This is a genomic window from Komagataeibacter europaeus LMG 18890 (genome assembly GCF_000285295.1).
GTDB classification, from domain to species: Bacteria; Pseudomonadota; Alphaproteobacteria; order Acetobacterales; family Acetobacteraceae; genus Komagataeibacter; species Komagataeibacter europaeus.
Window position 1 is genome coordinate 1 of record NZ_CADP01000224.1, and the last position, 2298, is coordinate 2298.

Genomic DNA, 2298 nt, shown 5'->3' on the forward strand with positions numbered 1-2298 from the left:
CGGACGTTTATCGAAAGAAAGATTTATGACAGCTGATCTCGAGCAAGCCGGATATACGAGTCTCCAAATGGTTGAAGGGCTGGCGGATAAAGCCGCGGCAGTTCTGGAAAATTTGAGGGAAAGCGCTGTTGCCGCGCGAGCCGGCGAGCGACGAGAACCGACATTTCAGATTGGCCAGGCTGCAGAACTCGTAGGCCGGACGCCCGCAGCCATACGCGACGCAGAAAAGGATGGTCGTCTACCCAAACCTGAACGGGGAGCCAATAACAGGCGTGTGGGATATACGCTTGAACAGGTCAACGACATGCGCGGGATCTTTGGCACGCGTCCGTGGCGTGATCCAGGCGACCCGCCGGCAATCATAGCTGTTCAAAACTTTAAAGGCGGTGTCGGGAAATCAACGGTTGCTGTTCACCTTGCGCAATATCTCGCGATCCAAGGCTATCGCGTGGCGCTGATCGATTGTGATAGCCAAGCGTCAGCAACAACGCTCTTTGGTTACGTGCCAGATTTAGACCTTACTGATGATGAGACGCTTTATCCGTTTTTGCGGCACGATGAACGTTCGTCACTGAGCTACGCGCTCAAACCTACGCATTTCGATGGTCTATATCTGATACCGTCTAATCTGCGGCTGTTTCAATCTGAGTATGAAATCGCCGCGCGGATGGCTCAGGGCGAGCCTGGGCTTGTGGATCGGTTGTCGGTAGGGCTGGCGTCTATAGCGCCAAATTTTGACGTTATAATTATGGATCCTCCTCCTGCCTTGGGAGCAATCTCGCTTTCTGTGCTGAGGGCAGCAAATGCATTGGTCGTTCCGGTGCCCCCGACAATTATGGACTTTTCGTCAACGACGGCCTTCCTGTCGATGCTGGAGGAGACATTGCGGACGCTAGCGCAGTTTGACAGGGCTCCTTCTCTAGAGTTTCTCAAATTCGTGGCTTCTCGGGTTGAAGAGAACAAATCGATTCACAAGGAACTTATCAAGTTGATGCAGGCTATTTTCGGCCATCATCTAGTTAGAGCCCCTCTGAAAAATTCTGCTGAAATCGACAATGCCACAGCTCGACTCATGACTGTGTACGAACAGCAAGGAGCGATCACAAGCAAGTCGGTTCGTGATCGCTGCCTTACCTATCTGAACGCAGTGTGTAAGGAGCTTGAAACAGATATTCGGGGAATGTGGCCTAGTCATCAGGAGCGGCTTCGCAAGGAAGGACTGGTGTAATTTTTTCTTGGAGATGGCGGTTCATTGAACTCTCGCAAATCGTCAATTTCTGAAAATTGCAACGTTGCAATTTTGGATTGGTGGCGGAGCGAGAAGCGAAGCACGCATTTTCAAAGCATTATTCGAACTTTTTGCAGGTCGAGTAATGTGAAAAAGGAGGGATAAATGTCGGGGAAAAACAGGGCTTTTGCGGACGGCTTAACAGCTGCAATTTCAGGCGTAACCGGTAGACAAGGCCAGTCTCGTCCAAATCGGTCAATCATTAATGATCGTACTAACCGATTAGCAGAAGTTGCTAGCGGTAAAGTTGTTACTCGTACTCACGAGTTTATTGACCCTGCACGATGCAAAATGTGGGAGGGTCATAATCGTGATTACGCCGCGTTGTCTTATGAAAACTGTCGCGAACTTATCGAAAGCATTCGTGCGCAGGGACGCCAAGAGGTTCCGGCCATCGTTCGGCGACTGACCAACAACCCAGATTTTGATTTCGAAGTGATCTGTGGCGCACGNCGGCATTGGTCTGTTTCGTGGCTTAACGCCAATAATTATCGTGACATTAAGTTCCTTGTTGAGCCTCGTGAAATGGAGGACGAGGAAGCCTTCCGTATTGCGGACCTAGAAAATAGGGCGCGTGAGGATCTTACCGATTACGAGCGCGCAAAGGATTACTTGTTGGGTCTTGATCGGTACTATCATGGTCGCCAAAAAACGATGGCAGATCGGTTGAACGTCTCTGAAGCATGGTTAAGCCGGTACCTCGACCTTGCTAGATTGCCTGAAGCAGTCACTCGGGCATTTGTTAGCCCGCATGATATTCGGCTTAAGCATGTGATGCAGATAAAGCCCCTTATTAAAGACAGTGCATCACGCGAAGTGGTCTACGAGGCTGCTGAACGTATTGCTGCGTTGCGAAGCAAAGATCAGAACTACCTTGTGGAACCTGCTGCAGTGGCTCGCGAACTCGAGAATGCGGTAGCAACGGAACTGGGACATCTACGTCGCGGCAGCGCGCGCTCGCCTAAACGTGGCGCCGTTGCTATCACTCGCGATACGGATGGCAAAGAGAT

2 protein-coding genes are annotated in these 2298 nt (G+C 50.8%); both read left to right on the top strand.

Annotated elements, in window-relative coordinates:
* A partial coding sequence (locus tag GEU01_RS20885) for an AAA family ATPase (protein ID WP_232272652.1) occupies positions 1–1228 on the top strand: 1228 nt, incomplete at its 5' end.
* 351 nt (positions 1229–1579) lie between these two features.
* A partial coding sequence (locus GEU01_RS23690) for a ParB/RepB/Spo0J family partition protein (protein WP_019087572.1) occupies positions 1580–2298 on the top strand: 719 nt, incomplete at its 3' end.